General features: G+C 59.7%; 18 protein-coding genes. 13 read left to right on the top strand and 5 right to left on the bottom strand.

The window, feature by feature from the left end; genetic code table 11:
* Nucleotides 1-192: 192 nt before the first annotated feature.
* From secA to AC1Q9F_RS10960, 4 genes are all read left to right on the top strand, one after another.
* Nucleotides 193-2931 (top strand): preprotein translocase subunit SecA, encoded by a 2739-nt coding sequence (secA, locus tag AC1Q9F_RS10975; protein ID WP_492619930.1) that lies wholly within the window; start codon nucleotides 193-195, stop codon nucleotides 2929-2931.
* Nucleotides 2932-3053: 122 nt separating this feature from the next.
* Nucleotides 3054-4271 (top strand): bifunctional glutamate N-acetyltransferase/amino-acid acetyltransferase ArgJ, encoded by a 1218-nt coding sequence (argJ, locus tag AC1Q9F_RS10970; RefSeq protein ID WP_179693960.1) that lies wholly within the window; start codon nucleotides 3054-3056, stop codon nucleotides 4269-4271.
* A 62-nt stretch (nucleotides 4272-4333) separates the two neighbouring features.
* On the top strand, nucleotides 4334-4966 hold the full coding sequence (locus AC1Q9F_RS10965) for a glutathione S-transferase family protein (protein WP_492619931.1): 633 nt from the start codon (nucleotides 4334-4336) through the stop codon (nucleotides 4964-4966).
* Nucleotides 4963-5907: a Nudix family hydrolase gene (locus tag AC1Q9F_RS10960; RefSeq protein ID WP_492619932.1), complete on the top strand. Its 945-nt coding sequence runs from the start codon at nucleotides 4963-4965 to the stop codon at nucleotides 5905-5907. The genes AC1Q9F_RS10965 and AC1Q9F_RS10960 overlap by 4 nt, the downstream gene beginning before the upstream one ends.
* Before the next feature lie 137 nt (nucleotides 5908-6044).
* On the opposite strand, the gene AC1Q9F_RS10955 is transcribed toward AC1Q9F_RS10960, so the two are convergent.
* From AC1Q9F_RS10955 to AC1Q9F_RS10945, 3 genes are read right to left on the bottom strand one after another with little or no spacing between them, the layout of a single operon-like run.
* A complete protein-coding gene (locus tag AC1Q9F_RS10955) occupies nucleotides 6045-6629 on the bottom strand; it encodes a cob(I)yrinic acid a,c-diamide adenosyltransferase (protein ID WP_492619933.1) in 585 nt (194 codons plus the stop codon).
* Nucleotides 6630-6632: 3 nt separating this feature from the next.
* On the bottom strand, nucleotides 6633-8669 hold the full coding sequence (locus AC1Q9F_RS10950; protein ID WP_115078992.1) for a sensor histidine kinase: 2037 nt from the start codon (nucleotides 8667-8669) through the stop codon (nucleotides 6633-6635).
* A gap of 45 nt (nucleotides 8670-8714) precedes the next feature.
* Nucleotides 8715-9632 carry a putative 2-dehydropantoate 2-reductase gene (locus AC1Q9F_RS10945; protein WP_492619934.1) on the bottom strand — a complete coding sequence of 306 codons (918 nt, stop codon included), beginning with the start codon at nucleotides 9630-9632 and terminating at the stop codon, nucleotides 8715-8717.
* Between the two features lie 140 nt (nucleotides 9633-9772).
* Between AC1Q9F_RS10945 and AC1Q9F_RS10940 the strand changes: the two genes are divergently transcribed.
* Both AC1Q9F_RS10940 and AC1Q9F_RS10935 read left to right on the top strand, forming a co-directional pair.
* Nucleotides 9773-10258 (top strand): YajQ family cyclic di-GMP-binding protein, encoded by a 486-nt coding sequence (locus AC1Q9F_RS10940; RefSeq protein WP_007951218.1) that lies wholly within the window; start codon nucleotides 9773-9775, stop codon nucleotides 10256-10258.
* A gap of 138 nt (nucleotides 10259-10396) precedes the next feature.
* Complete coding sequence (locus AC1Q9F_RS10935; RefSeq protein WP_064599011.1) at nucleotides 10397-11236, top strand: mechanosensitive ion channel family protein; 840 nt, start codon at nucleotides 10397-10399, stop codon at nucleotides 11234-11236.
* A 123-nt stretch (nucleotides 11237-11359) separates the two neighbouring features.
* Here AC1Q9F_RS10935 and AC1Q9F_RS10930 read toward each other — a convergent pair whose 3' ends face one another.
* Nucleotides 11360-12709 (bottom strand): OprD family porin, encoded by a 1350-nt coding sequence (locus tag AC1Q9F_RS10930; protein WP_492619935.1) that lies wholly within the window; start codon nucleotides 12707-12709, stop codon nucleotides 11360-11362.
* Between the two features lie 75 nt (nucleotides 12710-12784).
* Here AC1Q9F_RS10930 and AC1Q9F_RS10925 point away from each other — a divergent pair, with 75 nt between their 5' ends.
* The 3 genes from AC1Q9F_RS10925 (at nucleotide 12785) to AC1Q9F_RS10915 (ending at nucleotide 14244) form a co-directional block, all read left to right on the top strand.
* Nucleotides 12785-13138 carry a hypothetical protein gene (locus AC1Q9F_RS10925; protein ID WP_492619936.1) on the top strand — a complete coding sequence of 118 codons (354 nt, stop codon included), beginning with the start codon at nucleotides 12785-12787 and terminating at the stop codon, nucleotides 13136-13138.
* 470 nt (nucleotides 13139-13608) lie between these two features.
* A complete protein-coding gene (locus AC1Q9F_RS10920; protein WP_210710774.1) occupies nucleotides 13609-14034 on the top strand; it encodes an HIT family protein in 426 nt (141 codons plus the stop codon).
* A 3-nt stretch (nucleotides 14035-14037) separates the two neighbouring features.
* Nucleotides 14038-14244 (top strand): SlyX family protein, encoded by a 207-nt coding sequence (locus AC1Q9F_RS10915; RefSeq protein ID WP_007951214.1) that lies wholly within the window; start codon nucleotides 14038-14040, stop codon nucleotides 14242-14244.
* Between the two features lie 95 nt (nucleotides 14245-14339).
* Here the strand turns inward: AC1Q9F_RS10915 and AC1Q9F_RS10910 are convergent, their stop codons facing one another.
* Nucleotides 14340-14942: a cold-shock protein gene (locus tag AC1Q9F_RS10910; protein WP_007951213.1), complete on the bottom strand. Its 603-nt coding sequence runs from the start codon at nucleotides 14940-14942 to the stop codon at nucleotides 14340-14342.
* Between the two features lie 309 nt (nucleotides 14943-15251).
* Here AC1Q9F_RS10910 and AC1Q9F_RS10905 point away from each other — a divergent pair, with 309 nt between their 5' ends.
* The 4 genes from AC1Q9F_RS10905 (at nucleotide 15252) to aspS (ending at nucleotide 18531) form a co-directional block, all read left to right on the top strand.
* Nucleotides 15252-15722 (top strand): Dps family protein, encoded by a 471-nt coding sequence (locus tag AC1Q9F_RS10905; protein ID WP_007951212.1) that lies wholly within the window; start codon nucleotides 15252-15254, stop codon nucleotides 15720-15722.
* Nucleotides 15723-15964: 242 nt separating this feature from the next.
* Nucleotides 15965-16312 carry a ribbon-helix-helix domain-containing protein gene (locus AC1Q9F_RS10900; RefSeq protein ID WP_207983761.1) on the top strand — a complete coding sequence of 116 codons (348 nt, stop codon included), beginning with the start codon at nucleotides 15965-15967 and terminating at the stop codon, nucleotides 16310-16312.
* 113 nt (nucleotides 16313-16425) lie between these two features.
* Complete coding sequence (locus AC1Q9F_RS10895) at nucleotides 16426-16647, top strand: FmdB family zinc ribbon protein (RefSeq protein ID WP_007951210.1); 222 nt, start codon at nucleotides 16426-16428, stop codon at nucleotides 16645-16647.
* Between the two features lie 108 nt (nucleotides 16648-16755).
* Nucleotides 16756-18531 carry an aspartate--tRNA ligase gene (aspS, locus tag AC1Q9F_RS10890; protein WP_007951209.1) on the top strand — a complete coding sequence of 592 codons (1776 nt, stop codon included), beginning with the start codon at nucleotides 16756-16758 and terminating at the stop codon, nucleotides 18529-18531.
* Nucleotides 18532-18585 lie beyond the last annotated feature (54 nt).

The following is an 18585-nucleotide window of genomic DNA, read 5'->3' as shown; positions in this document are numbered from 1 at the left end:
CGGCTTGAAGTTGAGCAAAACGCCCCTATTTTAAGTGAGCCCCGTCAAAGCGCAGTGCCAGCATCGTGGAATATCCCCACTTTCCTCACCACCGTTTCCGGGTAGAATGCTCGTTCGCATGCGGCCATGAGGGCTGCACGGGCGACTCACGGGGCCGCCCTCCATCCCTTTAGTGTGGAAGATCCTGCCGATATGTTTGCGCCTTTGTTAAAGAAACTTTTTGGAAGCAAGAACGAGCGTGAAGTCAAACGCATGCTCAAGACGGTGCAGCTCGTCAATGCCTTCGAAGAGAAGATGGTCGCCCTCTCGGACGATCAACTGCGCGCCAAGACCGCAGAGTTCAAGGACCGCATTGCCAAGGGTGAGACCCTCGACAAGCTGTTGCCGGAAGCCTTTGCGGTCGCCCGCGAAGCCGGCAAGCGTGTCATGGGCATGCGCCACTTCGACGTCCAGCTGATCGGCGGCATGACCCTGCATGAAGGCCGGATCGCCGAAATGCGTACCGGTGAAGGCAAGACGCTGGTGGGTACCCTGGGTGTTTACCTCAACGCGCTGTCCGGCAAGGGCGTGCACGTTGTGACCGTGAACGACTACCTGGCCCGCCGTGACGCCAACTGGATGCGCCCGCTTTATGAATTCCTCGGCCTGACCGTCGGCATCGTGACGCCGTTCCAGCCGCCGGAAGAGAAGCGTGCCGCCTACGCCGCCGACATCACCTACGGCACCAACAACGAATTCGGGTTCGACTACCTGCGCGACAACATGGCGTTCAGCATGGAAGAGAAATTCCAGCGCGAACTCAACTTTGCCGTGATCGACGAAGTCGACTCCATCCTCATCGACGAAGCGCGTACTCCGCTGATCATTTCCGGTCAGGCCGAGGACAGCTCCAAGCTGTACATCGAGATCAACAAGCTGATCCCGAAACTCAAGCTGCACGTCGAAGAAGTCGAAGGCGAAGTCACCCAGGAAGGCCATTACACCGTTGATGAGAAGACCCGTCAGGTCGAGCTCAACGAAGCCGGTCACCAGTTCATCGAAGACCAGCTGACCAGCATCGGTCTGCTGGCTGAGGGCGAGAGCCTGTACTCGGCGCACAACCTGAGCCTGCTGACTCACGTCTACGCCGGTCTGCGTGCGCACAAGCTGTTCCACCGCAACGTCGAATACATCGTGCAGGACGGTCAGGTCGTACTGGTCGACGAACACACCGGCCGTACCATGCCGGGCCGTCGTCTGTCCGAAGGCCTGCACCAGGCCATCGAAGCCAAGGAAAACCTGAACATCCAGGCCGAGAGCCAGACCCTGGCATCGACCACGTTCCAGAACTACTTCCGTCTGTACGAAAAACTGTCCGGCATGACCGGTACGGCCGACACCGAAGCGTTCGAATTCCATCAGATCTATGGCCTGCCGGTCATCGTGATCCCGACCAACAAGCCGTTGGCCCGTAAGGACTACAACGACCTGGTGTTCCTGACCGCCGAAGAGAAATACGCGGCGATCGTCAACGACATCAAGGAAAGCATGGCCGCCGGCCGTCCGGTGCTGGTGGGTACTGCGACCATCGAAACCTCCGAGCACATGTCCGCATTGCTCGTGAAGGAAGGCATCGAACACAAGGTTCTGAACGCCAAGTTCCACGAAAAAGAAGCTGAAATCATTGCACAGGCCGGTCGTCCGGGCGCACTGACCATCGCTACCAACATGGCCGGTCGTGGTACCGACATCCTGTTGGGCGGCAACTGGGAAGTTGAAGTCGCGTCGCTGGAAAACCCGACCCCTGAGCAGATCGCCCAGATCAAGGCCGACTGGCAGAAGCGTCACCAGCAAGTGCTGGAGTCCGGCGGTCTGCAGGTGATCGCCTCCGAGCGTCACGAATCCCGTCGTATCGACAACCAGCTGCGTGGCCGTGCCGGCCGTCAGGGCGACGCCGGTTCCAGCCGCTTCTACCTGTCGCTGGAAGACAGTCTGATGCGCATCTTCGCCTCTGACCGGGTGAAGAACTTCATGAAGGCCCTGGGCATGCAGTCCGGTGAAGCGATCGAACACCGCATGGTGACCAACGCCATCGAGAAGGCACAGCGCAAGGTTGAAGGCCGCAACTTCGACATTCGCAAGCAACTGCTCGAGTTCGACGACGTCAACAACGAACAGCGTAAAGTGATCTATCACATGCGTAACACGTTGCTGGCGGCGGACAACATCGGCGAAACCATCGCTGATTTCCGTCAGGACGTCCTGAACGCCACCGTCAGCGCGCACATTCCGCCGCAATCGCTGCCAGAGCAGTGGGACGTGGCCGGTCTGGAAGCGTCGATCGCCAGCGACTTCGGCGTGAAACTGCCGATCCAGCAATGGCTCGACGAAGACGATCACCTGTACGAAGAAACCCTGCGCGAGAAGCTGATGAACGAGCTGATCGCCGCGTACAACGAAAAAGAAGACCAGGCGGGCGCCGAAGCCCTGCGCTCGTTCGAGAAGCAGATCGTGCTGCGCGTTCTGGACGACCTGTGGAAAGACCACCTGTCGACCATGGATCACCTGCGTCACGGCATCCACCTGCGTGGTTATGCGCAGAAGAACCCTAAGCAGGAATACAAGCGCGAGTCCTTCACGCTGTTCTCCGAGCTGCTGGATTCGATCAAGCGCGACTCGATCCGCGTGCTGTCGCACGTTCAGGTTCGCCGCGAAGATCCGGCCGAGGAAGAGCAACGCCTGCGTCAGGAAGCCGAAGCACTGGCCGCCCGCATGCAGTTCGAACACGCCGAGGCCCCTGGTCTGGAAGCGCAGCCGGAATTGGTCGGTGAAGAGGTCGATGTGGCCCTCGCCGCCGCCCCGGTTCGCAACGAGCAGAAGCTGGGCCGCAACGAACTGTGCTACTGCGGTTCGGGCAAGAAATTCAAGCATTGCCACGGGCAGATCCAGTAAAACCCGTTTCAATCGCTGAAATACCCGCGCCGCGACCGGCACCAGCCGTCGCGGCGTTTTGCCATTTACACCACCGTCACTACGCTTGGCGGTGCTGACATCATTGAGTAAGGAGCGCATTCATGGCTGTTGGTCTTGGTCCTTTGCCAACGTTGCACCCGGTTGCCGGTTTTGAACTCGGTATCGCTTCGGCCGGCATCAAGCGCCCGGGGCGCAAGGATGTCGTCGTGATGCGTTGCGCCGAAGGTTCCACCGTGGCGGGCGTGTTCACGTTGAACGCTTTCTGTGCAGCGCCGGTGATCCTGGCCAAGAAGCGCGTGCAAAACCCGGTGCGCTACCTGCTGACCAACACCGGCAATGCCAACGCCGGCACCGGCGAACCGGGCCTGGCTGCTGCCGAGCGCACCACCGCCAAACTGGCTGAACTGACCGGCGTGGATGCCAGCCAGATCCTGCCGTACTCCACCGGCGTGATCGGCGAGCCGCTGCCGGTCGAGAAGATCGAAGGCGCCTTGCAGGCCGCACTGGACGACCTCTCGGAAAACAACTGGGAAGCTGCCGCCACCGGCATCATGACCACCGACACGCTGCCAAAAGGCGCCAGCCGCCAGTTCCAGCATGATGGCGTGACCATCACCGTCACCGGCATCAGCAAAGGCGCGGGCATGATCCGTCCGAACATGGCGACCATGCTCGGTTACATCGCCACCGACGCCAAAGTCTCCCGCGACGTGCTGCACAACCTGATGCTGGACGGCGCCAACAAGTCGTTCAACCGCATCACCATCGACGGCGACACCTCGACCAACGATTGCTGCATGCTGATTGCCACCGGCAAGGCTGCGCTGCCGGAAATCACCCGTGCCGAAGGCGAGCTGTTCGCCAAGCTGAAACAGGCCGTGTTCGAAGTGTGCATGGACGTCGCCCAGGCTATCGTCCGTGACGGCGAAGGCGCGACCAAGTTCGTGACCGTTGAAGTCAACGGCGGCGGTAATCACCAGGAATGCCTGGACGTCGGCTACACCGTGGCCCACTCGCCGCTGATCAAGACTGCACTGTTCGCCTCCGACCCGAACTGGGGCCGTATCCTCGCCGCCGTCGGCCGTGCCGGTGTGCCGGATCTGGACGTGAGCAAGATCGACGTGTTCCTCGGTGAAGTGTGCATCGCCAGCCGTGGCGCCCGCGCCGCGACCTACACCGAAGCCCAGGGCTCGGCAGTGATGCAGCAGGAAGAAATCACCATTCGTATCGAACTGGGTCGCGGCGATTGCAGCGAAACCATCTGGACCACCGACCTGTCCCACGAGTACGTGAAGATCAACGCCGAATACCGCACCTGATCCCTGCCGAAGAGGGAGGTCTGCGGACCTCCTTTTCTTCTGTCCCATGAAAGGACCCGAACATGAGCCTTCACCTGATCATCGGCGACAAACTGCTTTCCTCCTGGTCCCTGCGCGCGGCGCTGGCGCTTGAACTGACCGGCGCGCCCTACACCGAAGAACTGGTCAAACTCGGCAAGCCCGACACCCGTGAGCGGCTGCTGGCGCACTCGCCGACCGCCAAGGTGCCGTTGCTGAAAACCGCCCGGGGCACCATCGCCGATTCTCTGGCGATTGCCGAATACCTGGCCGAACAGTTTCCTTCCGAACAACTCTGGCCGACCGACATCGCCGCCCGTGCTCAGGCGCGCTCTGCCTGCGCGCAGATGCACAGTGGGTTCTTCGCCATGCGCAATCACATGCCGTTCAACCTGAGCCACGACGCGCCGCTCAACCCGGTGCCGCCGGAAGTGAAGGTCGATGTCGAGCGTATGCTCGCGCTGTGGGCCGAATGCCGTGCTGTCGCGACCGAGCCTGGGCCTTACCTGTTTGGTCGGGTGTCGCTGGCCGATGCGTTCTTCGCACCGATCGCCGTGCGCCTGCGTACCTATCAGGTGCAGCTGCCGGCCGAAGACGAAGCCTATGTTGAAACTGTTTATCAGTGGCCGGCCTTCAAGGCCTGGCAAAAGGCAGGACTGGAGGAATTGCAGTCGTGAAACGTGTACACGTCGCCGCCGCCGTCATTCGTGACGGCAGCGGCAAGATTCTGATCGCCCGCCGTGCCGATACCCAGCATCAGGGCGGCCTCTGGGAGTTTCCCGGTGGCAAGGTCGAAGCCGACGAGTCGGTGCAAACCGCGCTGGCTCGGGAGCTGCACGAAGAGTTGGGCATCGTCGTCGGCGCCGCGCGGCCGCTGATCAAGGTGCGCCATGATTACCCGGACAAGCAGGTGTTGTTGGATGTCTGGGAAGTCTCGAGCTTCACCGGCGAACCCCACGGTGCCGAGGGCCAGCCATTGGCCTGGGTTTCGGCCAAGGAGCTGACGGATTACGAATTCCCGGCGGCCAACCAGCCGATCGTCGCCGCAGCGCGTCTGCCCGCTGAATACCTGATCACCCCGGAAGATCTGGAAACCCCGGCGTTGCTGCGTGGTATCCAGAAGGCGATTGCCGGTGGCATCAAGCTGATCCAGCTGCGTGCGCCCAATGGTTATGACCCGAAATACCGCGATCTGGCGGTAGATGCGGTCGGCCTGTGTGCCGGCAAGGCGCAGTTGATGATCAAGGGCCCGTTCGAGTGGCTGGGCGATTTCCCGGCCGCCGGCTGGCACATCACTTCGGCGCAGTTGCGCAAGTACGCAGCCGCGGGGCGCCCGCTGCCGGCGGAGCGCTGGTTGGCGGCTTCCTGCCACAATGCTGAAGAACTGGCACTGGCCGAGCAGATGGGCGTGGACTTCGTCACCTTGTCACCGGTGCAACCGACCCTGACTCACCCGGATGCACAGCCGTTGGGCTGGGAGCAGGCTTCGACGCTGATCGAAGGCTTCAGCAAACCGGTGTTTCTGTTGGGTGGAGTCGGCCCTGCGGAACGCGAAAAAGCGTGGGATGCCGGGGCTCAGGGTGTGGCGGGGATTCGGGCGTTCTGGCCACAGACCTGAGTTTTTGTTGATTCTGCCGGCCTCATCGCGAGCAAGCTCGCTCCCACATTCGACCGCATTCTGTCTGTCGGAACTCGGTCAACTGTGGGAGCGAGCTTGCTCCGGGCGGCGTTCCGACGAAGGCGGTTTGTCAGGCGCTACTTTTCTGTGGGTTTTGCTGCCGGCTGCCACAGGATTTCTGCAACACCCTGGCGCCGTGCGATCAGTCTGGCCGCCACAAACAACAGATCCGACAAGCGATTGATATACGCCAGGCCAACTCCGGCCAATGGCTCGATCGCATTCAAATGCTGGCAACGACGTTCGGCACTGCGCGCCAGGCTGCGGCAGACATGGGCCTGGGCGATCAGCATCGAACCGCCCGGCAGAATGAAATTTTCCAACGGCCCCAATTCCTCGTTCCACAGATCGATCGCGGCTTCCAGTCGTTCGATTTCTGCTGTGTTGAGTGCCTGATATTCCGGCATCGCCAGTTCACCGCCAAGGTCGAACAGCCGATGTTGGCAAGGCGCCAACACGTCGATTAGTTCATTCAGCCCGGGGCAGGTTTCGCGCTCGGCGATCAATCCGGCCAGCAGCACGCCGACCTGACTGTTCAGCGTATCGACCTCGCCAATGGCTTCGATGCGCGGGTGATCCTTGGGCACCCGGCGGCCGTCGCCGAGTCCGGTTTCGCCTTTGTCGCCGGTGCGGGTGTAAATCTTCGACAAGCGAAAGCCCATGGTTTACCTCGGTAGTTGATTGGTTTCGGCGGCGATGGGCGCCGGTTGCGCCAGTGGCAGGCGCAGGGTGAAGCAGGTGCCTTGCCCCGGCGCCGACTGCACTTCCATCTGCCCTTTGTGGTTGTTGGTGATGATGAAGTACGACACCGACAGCCCGAGGCCCGTACCCTGGCCGATCTCCTTGGTGGTGAAGAACGGCTCGAAGGTGCGCTTGCGCACGTTCTCGCTCATGCCGATGCCGTTGTCCTCGACCTGAATCTCGGCCCAAGGTGGATTGAGTCGGGTGCGCAGAGTGATTCGCCCCGGCTCGCTGTCATCTTCGCGCTGGTGGATCGCCTGAGCGGCGTTTTTCAGCAGGTTGAGCAGAACCTGCTCGAGTTCGTTGGCGGTGCCGGGCACCGGGCCCAGCGCCGGGTCGAACTGGCGAATGATTGCCTGGCCCTTGAAGTCGAAGCCGATGGCCAGGTCAAAGTCGTTACCGGCGATTTCCACTGCTTGATCGATCAGCGCCGGCAGGTCGCAGGGCGCCATCTGGCGGTTGCTGCGGCGGCTGAAACTGAGCATGTGGGTGACGATTTTCGCTGCCCGCGCCCCGGCCTGCTGGATGCCGTCGAGCAGTTGCGGGACTTCCCGCCCTTGCAGGTAGCGGTTGACTGCGTCCAGCTCGATTCCCAGTTGCTCGGCCTGTTCGAGATTCTTCGGCAGGTCTGGCGACAGGCGTCGGCGAATGTTCTGCACGTTGTGCAGGATCGCCCCCAGCGGGTTGTTGATCTCGTGGGCCATGCCGGCGGCGAGGCCTCCGACCGACAGCATTTTCTCCGACTGCACCATCATTTCTTCCAATGACAGGCGCTGGGTGATGTCGTCGATCCGGATCACCACGCCGCGCCCGGCACCGCCCATCAGCGGGTAGAAGGTGAGGGCGTAGTGCTTGGGCTCGTCGTCCTTGAACCACGTCACCCGCTCGATTTTCGCCACCGTGTGTTGCTCGACGGTCTGCTTGAGTTGCGGCAGGAACGGTTTGAGCGGCTCGAACGCGAGGAAGATCGGCTGGTTCAGCGCTTCGTCCAGCCGTGTACCGGAAAGGGCGCTGGCCTCCTGGTTCCACTGCGTGACGTAGAGCTGCTCGTCGAGGGCGATCAGCGCCGAGGGCATGGAGTCGATGATGCTGTTGAGGTAGTTCTGGAACCCGGTGAGCTTCTTCTCGATCTTGCTGCGCACCTGGACTTCCAGCTCCAGCTTGCGGTTGGTGTGGCGGGTTTCTTCGGCCAGACCCTGAGCCTGATCGTAGGCCGCCTGGGAGTCGTCGCGGGCGCGCTTGAGTTGCTGCTCCCGGGCCTCGATGCGCGAAAGCATGGTGTTGAATGCTTCGGCGAGGCTGCCGATCTCATCATGGTTACCCCGGGAGGCGCGCAGGGCGTAGTTCTCCTCGCGGGTCACCTGGCGGGACAGTTCTTCCAGTTGATGGATCGGGCGGGTAATCAGGCGCTTGATCTGCCGGGCGATGACCAGCCATAGCAGCACACTGAAAATCAGGATCCCCAGACTGGCCGTGAGCGTGCCGGTGTAGAACGCGACTGGCAGCTCGCTGCTGGCCACCAAAAGCAGGTGGCCCGGCGCAGTACCGGGGCGGGGCAGGGTGATGAGTTGATTGCTGCGAAACTCGGTCAGTTGCCAGGCTTCGATGTGCCGGTAGCGTTCCGGCAGTTTGAGTTTGTCGCCGTGCTGCAGCTGCGCCAGACGTTCGCCTTTGCCGTCATATAAAGCGGCGGCACGCAGCGGGGAATAGCTGTCGAGTTCCTTGAGCAGGCGTTCGGCGCTTTGCGGCGACTGCAAGGCTTCGGCCACCAGACTCGGGTTCGACACCAGCCGGCCGATGGTCTGCAACGCCTGAGGCGCCATGCTTTCCTGGGAAATGTAATAGGCGGCGCTGATAAAGGTCAGGTTGGCGACCAGCAACACAGTGGTCAACAGCACCAGCAGAGCGGCCAGCAGTTTCTGGCCGACCGGCAGGTTTTCAAGACGCTGGCGCAATGGCATCAGGTTTATCGCAGCAAAGGAACAAGTGGCCAGCGTAGCCGCTGCTCAGTCGACGGGCAATCCGAGACTGTGCAGATGAGCGGTCAGGCGCTGTTGCAATTGCTTCAGATGCGGCAGGTTCAACTGATGACGCTCCGCGACCTTGCAGGCATAGCCGAGCAGATAGCTGATTTCGGTGCGGCGCTGGCTGGCCACGTCCTGATACATGGATGAGAAATTCGCTGCCGTGGCCTGGATCACCCGTTCGACTTCCTGTTGCAGGTTGTCCGCTGCGGCCGGTTGCCCGCAACGTTCGAGCAGCTCGGTCAGTTCACCGCACAGAGTGGCGACTTCGCAGTGATGTTGCTGCAAGCCACCGTTGCGGCAGTCGTGCAGCACCGTCAACGGATTGATCGCACAGTTGAGCGCCAGTTTGCGCCACAGGCGGGTGAGGATGTCGGCGCTCCATTCATGGGGGATTTTCGCTGCCTCAAGATCGTCCAGCCAGATCGGCGCCACGGGATGGCCGGCGTCGCCGAGCCAGGTGTAGCCGTGGCCGGCGAATACCACGCGCCAGTCGCCATCGCGAAAGGCGCCTTCGGTGCTGGAAGCGCTGATGCAGCGGGCCTGCGGGACTCGCGCGGCGACTGCTTCCTGGCTGCCGAGGCCGTTCTGCAAAAGAATCAGTTCGGCATCCGGGGCCAGACGGTGGGCAAGCCCGGCCACTGCCGCTTCGGCGTCGTAGGCCTTGCAGGCCACCAGCAGACGGCGGATGGGGCCGGGGCTGTCCGGAGTTTCGCTGGGAATCGCGTAACTGCTGGCCACGCCTTGTTCGACGAGGGTCAGGCCGCCCGCCGTTGCATAGTCGTGCAGGCGGTCGATGTCGCGCAGGATCAGCCGGACCGGCAATCCGGCCCGGGCCAGACGCGTGGCCCAGAGCGTGCCGAGACTTCCGGCACCCAGCACGTGCCAAGGGGTGGACATCAGTTTTTCACTCGGTAAGGTACTGGCATGCAAGGCTCGCCGTGTCGGTAGGAAAAGACCCGTTATAATGAGCCCGATTTTAACCGCAAGCCAAGCGCGCCGCGTGCCGTACGAGCGCGCCTTTTTATTGGAGAGATTACATGCCGTCGTTCGACGTGGTATCCGAACTGGACAAACACGAACTCACCAACGCGGTCGAGAACGCCGTGAAGGAACTCGATCGTCGTTATGACCTGAAAGGCAAGGGCAGCTTTGAATTCAAGGAAAAGGACCTGACCGTCCACCTGACCGCTGAAGCCGATTTCCAGCTGGAAGCGATGATCGAGATCCTCAAGCTGGCCCTGGTCAAGCGCAAGATCGACGTACAGTGCCTCGAAGTCAAAGACTCCTTCGCCTCGGGCAAGCTGATGAAGCAGGACGCTGTCCTCAAGGAAGGCATCGACAAGGAACTGGCGAAGAAGATCGTCGGCCACATCAAGGAAGCCAAACTCAAAGTACAGGCCGCCATCCAGGGCGAGCAGGTGCGTGTGACCGGCAAGAAGCGTGACGACCTGCAGGAAGCCATCGCGGCCCTGCGTGCCAAGGAATTCGGCATGCCACTGCAGTTCAACAACTTCCGCGACTAAGCTTTTCGGTCGGGAACCTCTCGGCGTTTAAAGCGTCCGAGGCCCAAGCAACGGCAGAAACGATTGAGCCCTTTAAGGCCCGGTCTTTCTGCCGCTGGTTTTTTACAGCCCGGGAAGCCGGCAATCAGGAGATAAAAGATGGATTTGAATGCTGAGGTGGACAACCTGGTTAAGGCATCCCAGGCGTGGATTCCGATGATCATGGAATACGGCAGCCGTGTGTTGCTGGCGGTGATTACCCTGGCCATCGGCTGGTGGCTGATCAACAAGGTCACGCAAAAACTCGGCGGCCTGCTGGCCCTGCGCAATGCCGACCTGGCGCTGCAAGGTTTCATCAGCAGCCTGGCCAACATCATTCTCAAGGTGCTGCTGATCGTCAGCGTGGCGTCGATGATCGGCGTCGAGACCACCTCGTTCGTCGCGGCGATCGGTGCGGCCGGCCTGGCCATCGGTCTGGCTTTGCAGGGCAGCCTGGCGAACTTCGCCGGCGGCGTGCTGATTCTGCTTTTCCGTCCGTTCCGCATTGGTGACTGGATCGAAGCCCAGGGTGTGGCGGGTACCGTCGACAGCATCCAGATCTTCCACACCGTGCTGCGCACCGGTGACAACAAGACCATCATCGTTCCGAACGGCAACCTGTCGAACGGCATCATCACCAACACCAACCGTCAGCCAACCCGCAAAGTGGTGTTTGACGTAGGTGTGGATTACGAAGCCGATCTGCAAAAGGCCCGCCAGGTGCTGCTGGATCTGGCCAAGGATGAACGCGTTCTGCAGGATCCGGCACCGCAGGCCGTTATTTCGACATTGGGTGACAGTTCGATCACTGTTTCCCTGCGTGTGTGGGTTAAAACTGCGGATTACTGGGATGTGATGTTCATGTTTAACGAACAGTCCCGTGATCGTTTAAAGACTGCAGGCATTGATATTCCTTTTCCGCAACGAGTGATTCGTGTGGTTCAGGAATCGGCGGTGTAATGATAGGTTGCTAATTAATTGCCTGACTTATCGGTCAGGCATCTATTACAAGTGACAGGCAATAAAAAAGGCCCATCCGAAGATGGGCCTTTTTGTTTTGTTACCGCAACTAACTCGGTGCGATTACAAAAGCGACAGCGGGTAGTCGACGATCAGACGGAACTCTTTCACGTCGCCTTCACCTTCGTCGGCGTTAGCGAAGTGCCAGGCTTGACGAAGACGGAAGGACAGGTCTTTGGCCGGGCCAGACTGAACTACGTATTTGGCTTCGAAGTTGGTTTCGTTGTGTTTGCCATCTTCGCCATACAGACCAGCGTAGGCACTGCCTGCTGGAGTGTGGGTGCCGTCGATGTCCCAGCCTTTGACGTAACGGGTCATGAAGCTCAGACCTGGAACGCCGTACTCAGCCATTTTCAGATCGTAACGGATCTGGGCAGACTTCTCGTTCGGGGCGTTGAAGTCAGAGTACTGGATGGAGTTGGCGAGGAAGATCGAGTCGCCGCCACGGTTGTTCTTGCCGATACCGATGTAGTCGAACGGAGTGTCACCGTTCACTTTCTGGAAGGCCAGGGTGATGGTGTGCGCTTTCAGGAACGACAACGCGGTGGCCAGGGAGAACGTGGTGTTGCTGATGTCACCGGCTTTCGCGTCACCGGTGTCGGTGGTGCGGTAGATGTTGAAGTCGGTGTTCAGCGAGGTGTCACCGCCGAATGGCGTGGTGAGGTTCACGTTGGCGTAGTACTGGTTCCAGATGTCTTCCAGTTTGGCGCCGTAGAGCGATGCGCTCAGGTTTTCGGTGATGCCGTACTTGCCACCGAAGTAGTCGATGGAATTGGCTGCAACGCCGGCATAGTTGGCGAAAAGATCACCATCACGTGCGTTCTTGTCCTGGCTGGAACCCGAGTAGAAGTGACCGGCCTCGAGGTCGAGGTCTTTGACTTCGCTGCTCTGCAGTTGGAAACCGCTGGCAGTTTGCGGGAGGATACGGGAACCGCCGATCGCGAACACTGGCGCGGTGCTTGGCTGCATGTCACCGATTTTCAGCTCGGTCTTGGAGACGCGGAACTTGATGGCTGCGCCTGCTTTGCCCTGGCTGTCGTTGACATCACGAGCGCCGTTGTTCGGGTTGACCACGTCGCTACGGCTCATGTTGCCCGAACCGGAAGTACCGTCACCACCGTCCAGTTTGATGGCCAGGTAGCCGAACGCATCAACGCCGACACCAACAGTACCTTGGGTGTAACCGGAGCTGAAGTTGCCCCAGATACCTTGGGTCCAGTCTTTTACGTCCTTCGCACGGTCTTTGTTGTCACGGTTGAAGTAATAGTTGCGAATCAGCAAATCAGCTTTCGCGTCTTCAACAAAGCCTTTGGCTTCAGCCTGGTCACTTACGAACGGTGCGGCCGTAGCCATCTGAGTACTGGCTGCTGCTGCAACTGCCAGTGCGATCATGCTCCACTTCATCACGCGCATCGTGATTTGCTCCTTTGGTTTTAGAAGAGTACTGCCGTCCCACCTGTTTTATTATCTGGGCGGCTCTTTCTTTTTGTGTCGGCGCAAACTTATATCACGCCGACCATGTTGGCGATACTTGCGCATCCAACCTTTCAGCTTCTTTACGAGCGTGTCGCAATCGGCTCGGTAGATGTCGCAAATTTACAGTCCAAATGCAATGGGACTGACAACTTCAGCGCTGTTTTACAGGGCTTGAGCATCGGTAAAAAAGAGTCCCTTGGCAAAACACTTGAATCTCCATCGGGCAACCCTGCCACTGTTTTTATGGGGCTCAAGGCATCCACTTCTTGTGGTGCGCTTATAGTCCATATGGGTATGAATGCAACAAGCGTGCACAAACCGCTGAATTGTTCCGGTTTTTTTCAGGGTGCTCGTCTGACGCTGTAAAAACCTCATAAAACCGGGGGCTTCGAGGGCCTTTCAAACAGGCTTGACGCCATCCTTCGCATGGTGTTGCTCCGTGAATGTCGCAGCGCGACAACCAAAAACGTTACCGGTTCACCCCGTCGGTGAGTATTCGGCGGATGCCCGACGCACTGAGCGTAGACGCACTGTGCGGTTTTGGTGCAAAAAAATTCAAAGGCTGTACTGAATTCATACAGTTGGGTCGCTGGATGAACGGAAGCGCTGAGGTGTGAGCGGGGCATTTTGCTCAGTTCACTCGCATTCCCGGTTCCGTCCTGGTGCACGCGAGTCATAAATGTCACATCCCGGGGCGTGGAGGAATTCTTGCGGCAACGCTGTTCGCCGTGAAGGTCACTCCAATCGCAGGTATGCTGCCGTCCAGTCGCTCGGCGCACCGCATTCACAACGGGGCGCTAAGCTGAAAACAGGTCATTTCGCCGGGAGTGCGCGCAGTGTTTGCTTTAGATTCACGACTTCAACAGGACACGCTGACCATCGGCGATTTCCCGCTGTGCCGACTACTGTTGTCCAACGACGCCAACTACCCGTGGTTCATCCTGGTGCCTCGTCGCGACGATATCAGCGAGTTGTTTCAGTTGGATGTCGCTGACCAGCAGCGCCTGTGGCAGGAAACCACGGCCCTGGCCGAGGTGCTCAAGGATTCCTTCGATGCCGACAAGATGAATGTGGCGACCCTGGGTAATGTGGTCAGCCAGCTGCATATGCATGTGATCGTGCGCAAACGGGACGATGCCGCCTGGCCGGCGCCAGTCTGGGGCAAGCACCCCGCCAGGCCTTACAGTGCCGAGCAAGTGGCCGCGATCCGCGAGCGCCTGCGTCTGGTGCTGGACGAAGATTTCACCTTTCTGGAGGGCTGAGTGATGAGCCTCGAACAACGTGTTACCGAGCTGGAAAGTCGCCTGGCGTTTCAGGATGACACCATTCAGGCATTGAACGATGTGCTGGTGGAGCAGCAGCGAGTGGTCGAGCGTCTGCAATTGCAGATGGCAGCGGTACTCAAGCGCCAGGAAGAGATGGTGGGCCAGTTCGGTTCTTTCGAAGAAGATGCGCCACCGCCACACTATTGAGAAGTGCGCGGGCATGCTCCCGTGAAAACGCATCCATTAAAAAACCGCGAACAGCCAGGCTGTTCGCGGTTTTTTTATTGCGGGGGGGACGTGGATCAGCGACGCGGCAAGGCGGCGATCACGTCTTCGGCCTGCAAGCCCTTGTCACGGTTCATCACCGAGAACTCCACGCGTTGGCCTTCGACCAGAACGCGGTGGCCTTCGCCACGAATGGCGCGAAAGTGCACGAAAATATCATCGCCGGAATCCCGGGAGATAAAGCCGAAGCCCTTGGAGGTGTTGAACCACTTGACGGTGCCGGTATCGCGGTTGCTCATGTCGTAGCTTTGCGCGGCGGCGGCCGGTGAGGATTTGTAGAAGCTGACGGCCAGGTGCAGAACCACGGCGACCAGTGCGATCACCAGGCTGAACAGCACGGCTGGCTGGCCGGCGATGACAGGCATCGGTGCGATCAGGGTGAGGGTTTGCAGGACAACGGTCAGGACCAGCAAAGCGCTGACCAGGTTTTGCAGATGCTGGCGCGGACCTTTGTTCCAGTAAGGGATAACTGGCGCAAGGATCAGGTTCAGCAGGCCGAAAAAGGCCAGATAAAGTGCATCGGGCTGTTGCAGGTAAGGTACCGCTTCGGACTTCAGGCTGGGTATGAAGGACAGCAGCAAGGCTGCTGCGCCCATTAGCAGGTGGACGATTTTCAACATTTTTATTGACTCACGTTATGACGGCTCACAAGGAAGAGCTGAAGGCGCACGGTTCGCTTCGGAACAATAAGAGGCGTTGGACACGTGCACGGCATCAGCCTATGCGCAGGCCCGGAAAACGGGGCGTAGCGACACACTGCCTATTTAACAGCAAAGCCTGCGGCTACTCAAATCACGCCGGCCAGCGGCAGCGTGTGGGGCGATTTGTCGCCTCTATCGGGGCGATACGGGGGCTGCGATGCGAGGGAGGCCTTGCTACAGTGAACCGACACCTGCTGGATGAAATTCAATCGCCGTTAGGGGGTAAGCATGGCAATCGATATCGGTATCAGTGAAGAAGACCGCAAATCCATCGTCGAAGGGCTCTCGCGCCTGCTGTCCGACACCTACGTGCTGTATCTGAAAACTCACAATTTCCACTGGAACGTCACCGGGCCGATGTTCCGGACCCTGCATCTGATGTTCGAGGAGCAATACAACGAACTGGCCCTGGCGGTCGACTCGATCGCCGAACGCATCCGGGCGCTGGGCTTTCCGGCGCCGGGCGCGTACGCGACCTATGCGCGCCTGTCTTCTATTAAGGAAGAGGAGGGCGTGCCGAGTGCCGAGGACATGATCAAGCAATTGGTCGAAGGGCAGGAAGCGGTAACCCGCACGGCGCGAGGGATCTTCCCTCTGCTGGACAAGGTCAGCGACGAGCCGACCGCCGACCTGCTGACCCAGCGCATGCAGGTTCACGAAAAAACCGCATGGATGCTCCGCGCACTGCTCGAGGCCTGATGACGGAAAGCGTACGGACCTTCGCTCGTGCGCTTTTCTCTTTTTTGCCCGGAAAAATCATTCGCGACGGTAGGATAAAAAACAGACACCCCGCCGCTCCATGATCCTCCGTATCGCGTTGGCTTATCCTACGTGAATGGTCAAAAAGTCATCTGGATCTGCCTTTGCACCTGCGCTTTTAATGAGGTCTCAGGATTTCGCCTTGATCACAGGCGCAGAAATGGCAAAGGAGTGTCAGCGATATGGAAGGTGGAGACAGGCGAGGAGACATTGCTGTCGTTTTGCAACAGGAAAAGTTCGTGGAGCCGTTTCTCGGCGGGTTCGACATGGAGTTGATCCGGCCGCTGTCCCGATCGGTACGCTTGAACGGGTTCGCGACCTGCATGCGGCTGGAGCAGGTTTACTGGAACATCCTGGGCCGGATGGCCGAGGACAATTGCTGTTCGGTCGGCACGCTGTTGTCCCGCGTCGATCGTGAAGTTCACCTGCGCCATGGCGGGGTGAAAAACTTCAGCGGTCTGGTGCGGGTGGTGTGTGTGGTGCATGGTCTGCGGGATTCTCCGGGGATGCACGACGCGGGTTGTCACTGACAAGACGGCCTGTGCAGTCTTCCGGCTGCACAGGCCGCATTTAATGGATATAATCCCGCTCTTTCGCCGCACAGCCCTGCATGTGCTGGCAATCTGATTGCCGAGACAACCCCATGCCGATGTACGATTACCAATGTGCTTCCTGTGGTCATCAGTTGGAAGCCATTCAAAAGATCAGCGACGCACCACTGGTCGATTGCCCTGCCTGCCAGGCGCCGGAACTCAAGAAGCAGCTGTCGATGCCGGGCTTTCGCCTCAGCGGCAGCGGCTGGTACGAAACCGATTTCAAGACCGGCGCGAAGAAGAATCTGGCCGGTGGCGACAAATCTGACTAGGGTTCAAACCCAGGTCGAACGACACGCGCGAGTTTCCACTAGTTGCACAGTGCTTGAGTGCAGCGGGATCTCCACCGAATTTCGAATTACGAGAAGCGAACCACTACCATGATGCGCAGCCATTATTGCGGCCAACTGAACGAAAGCCTGGAAGGCCAGGAAATTACCCTTTGCGGATGGGTTCACCGTCGTCGCGACCACGGCGGGGTGATTTTCCTCGATATCCGTGATCGTGACGGTCTGGCCCAGGTAGTGTTCGATCCGGATCGCGCCGAGAGCTTCGCCGCCGCTGATCGCGTGCGCAGCGAATACGTCGTGAAGATCACCGGCAAGGTGCGTCTGCGTCCGGCCGGTGCCACCAACGCCAACATGGCGTCGGGCATGATCGAAGTGCTGGGCTACGAGCTGGAAGTGCTGAACGAGTCGGAAACCCCGCCGTTCCCGCTGAACGAGTTCTCCGACGTTGGCGAAGAAACCCGTCTGCGCTATCGCTTCCTGGACCTGCGTCGTCCGGAAATGGCCGAGAAGCTGCGTCTGCGTTCGCGCATGACCACCAGCATCCGTCGCTACCTGGACGAGAACGGCTTCCTCGACGTGGAAACGCCGATCCTGACCCGTGCCACTCCGGAAGGCGCGCGCGACTACCTCGTGCCGAGCCGTACCCACGCTGGTTCGTTCTTCGCGCTGCCGCAATCGCCACAGCTGTTCAAGCAACTGCTGATGGTTGCCGGCTTCGACCGTTACTACCAGATCGCCAAGTGCTTCCGCGACGAAGACCTGCGTGCCGACCGTCAGCCTGAGTTCACTCAGATCGACATCGAAACCAGCTTCCTCGACGAAAAAGACATCATGGGCCTGACCGAAGGCATGATCCGCAACCTGTTCAAGGAAGTGCTGGATCTGGAATTCGGCGAATTCCCGCACATGACCTTCGAAGAAGCCATGCGCCGTTACGGCTCCGACAAACCAGACCTGCGTAACCCGCTGGAACTGGTAGACGTGGCCGATCAGCTGAAAGAAGTGGATTTCAAGGTCTTCAGCGGCCCTGCCAACGATCCGAAATGCCGTATCGCCGCACTGCGCGTTCCAGGCGGGGCGAGCATGCCGCGCAAGCAGATCGACGATTACACCAAGTTCGTCGGCATCTACGGTGCCAAGGGCCTGGCGTACATCAAGGTCAACGAGCGTGCTGCCGGTGTTGACGGTCTGCAATCGCCGATCGTGAAAAACATCCCGGAAGCCAACCTGAACGTAATCCTCGATCGCGTTGGCGCAGTCGACGGCGACATCGTGTTCTTCGGCGCCGACAAGGCCAAGATCGTCAGCGAAGCCCTGGGCGCACTGCGTATCAAGCTCGGTCACGACCTGAAGCTGCTGACCTGCGAGTGGGCACCGATGTGGGTCGTCGACTTCCCGATGTTCGAAGAGAACGACGACGGCAGCTTCTCGGCTCTGCACCACCCGTTCACCGCACCGAAGTGCTCGCCGGAAGAGCTGGAAGCCAACCCGGCCGGCGCTCTGTCCCGTGCCTACGACATGGTGCTGAACGGCACCGAGCTGGGTGGCGGTTCGATCCGTATCCACCGCAAAGAGATGCAACAGGCGGTGTTCCGTCTGCTGGGCATCAATGAAGCGGAACAGGAAGAGAAATTCGGCTTCCTGCTCGACGCCCTGAAATACGGCGCGCCGCCGCACGGTGGTCTGGCCTTCGGTCTGGACCGTCTGGTGATGCTGATGACCGGCGCCCAGTCGATCCGTGAAGTGATCGCCTTCCCGAAAACCCAGAGTGCTGCCGACGTGATGACGCAGGCGCCGGGTGTCGTGGATGCGAAGGCATTGCGCGAATTGCACATTCGTTTGCGCGAAACGCCAAAGGCCGAGTAAGACGGGCCTGAAGGCGCATCTTCGGATGCGCCTTTTTTCTTTCTGCAGTGATTG

The organism is Pseudomonas sp. GW823-FHT04A03 (assembly GCF_058796615.1).
This window is presented reverse-complemented; position numbering and strand designations above follow the sequence as displayed.